Source organism: Actinoplanes sp. NPDC048791 (assembly GCF_040650095.1).
In the GTDB taxonomy this organism is placed as follows: domain Bacteria; phylum Actinomycetota; class Actinomycetes; order Mycobacteriales; family Micromonosporaceae; genus Actinoplanes.
Map to the genome: position 1 here is coordinate 1 of NZ_JBEZGQ010001513.1, position 1,503 is coordinate 1,503.

General features: G+C 64.9%; 2 protein-coding genes and 1 riboswitch. Of the genes, one reads left to right on the forward strand and one right to left on the reverse strand.

The features are described 5' to 3' along the window. Positions 1-74 precede the first annotated feature (74 nt). Positions 75-800, reverse strand: coding sequence for a nicotinamide mononucleotide transporter family protein (locus tag AB0C29_RS47985; RefSeq protein WP_360834996.1), 726 nt, complete (start codon positions 798-800; stop codon positions 75-77). Between the two features lie 59 nt (positions 801-859). After that, positions 860-988, reverse strand: a riboswitch (FMN riboswitch). Between the two features lie 164 nt (positions 989-1,152). On the opposite strand from AB0C29_RS47985, the gene AB0C29_RS47990 reads away from it, so the two are divergent. Continuing rightward, positions 1,153-1,422, forward strand: a complete 270-nt coding sequence (locus tag AB0C29_RS47990; RefSeq protein ID WP_360554827.1) for a YciI family protein — start codon at positions 1,153-1,155, stop codon at positions 1,420-1,422. The last annotated feature ends 81 nt before the right edge of the window (positions 1,423-1,503 follow it).

The following is a 1,503-nucleotide window of genomic DNA, read 5'->3' on the forward strand; positions in this document are numbered from 1 at the left end:
AAGAACGGCATAAATGCTCCTCAAGCCGATCTTGGTCACCCCGGCCCCCAACCGTCCACCGCAAGAAAACCGGCTTACCCCACAGTCTCCATAGCAGGAGAATCAACCCGAGGAGGCTCCTCCCGCCGAGAAATACGCAACCAAACCAAGAACCCCCAAATCACAAACCCGGCATAAACGGCGTAGAGAATAGCCGAAGGATAGTACCCGAAATGCAGCAACTCCGGCACCCCGACAAGGTCCACGGCAATCCAGCAAAGCCAGAAATCGACCCACCCGCGAGCCATCGCATAAGTAGCCAGAATCGACCCCACGAAGATCCACGAATCCGCCAGGTAGTACCACCAAGGCACCGGAAACCCAGCCCCGACGGCCCGGAAGGCGTAGAAGCACAGCACGACCGCGACCAACGCAACAGGGATGAACAGAGCCCGCTGCCGGCCGGAAGCCCAATGCGGTACGACCGCAGCCCCACCCGCCGAGTGCCTGTTCTGCTGCCAGAGCCACCAGCCGTACACGCTCGTGATGATGAAGAAGACCTGCCGGGACGCCTGGCCGTACAGTGGCGTGCCCTGGTCGTTGCCGAGCGCCTGGCCCAGGAACACCGTGAACAGCAGCACGTTGCCGACGATGCCGACCGGCCAGGCCCACCAGTTGCGGCGCAGGCCGAACAGGGCTGAGCCGAGGCCGAACGCGTTGCCGACTATCTCTCGCCAGTAGATGGCCTGGGTGTCGGTGACCTGCCACTTGGCGTCGTAGAACGCGGTGAGCAGTTGATCGAGCCAGTGCACCGTCTGCACCTCCGGAGGACAGAGGTGCACGCCGGGGAGGACCGCGCACGCGGATAGCCGTACCGTCCGCGCGCCGCCTCCCATCCGGACTTTCACCGTCGGTCCCGGAGTTTCACCGGGTCAACCGGCCGCCGGCTGCGGTCGGGTCGCGGACTGTCACCGCCGGTTCGGAATTGCACCGACCCCGGAGCGCGCTGAACGTGTCACTTGGGCTCATCGTAATCCCATCGACGGCCGTGGAGATGTGACCTGCATCGCGGGCGGAGAGGGGCTTGCGGAGAGGGGCTTGCGCGGGAGATCCGTAAGTCGTAGCTTACGGTTAGCGTAGACGAACGTAAGCCCGGAGCAAGGAGTTGGCGTCGTGAAGTATGTGCTGTTCTACACCCCGGCCGAGGACGTCATGGAGAAGGCGCCGCTGCATTTCCCGGCGCACCAGAGCCGGATCGGGCAGTTCCACGACCGCGGCGACATCCTCATGGTCGGCACCTTCGGCGACCCCGTGAACCAGGGGTCGATGGCCATCTTCCCGACCCGCGAGTCCGCAGAGGCCTTCGTGGCCGGCGACCCGTTCGTCCTGGAGGGCGTGGTCCGCTCCTACGAGATCCGCGAATGGGACGAAGTCCTGTCCTGACGGCGCCCCCGAACAGAGACGGCGCCCCCGAACAGAGACGGCGCCCCCGAACAGAGACGGCGCCCCCGAACAGAGACGGCG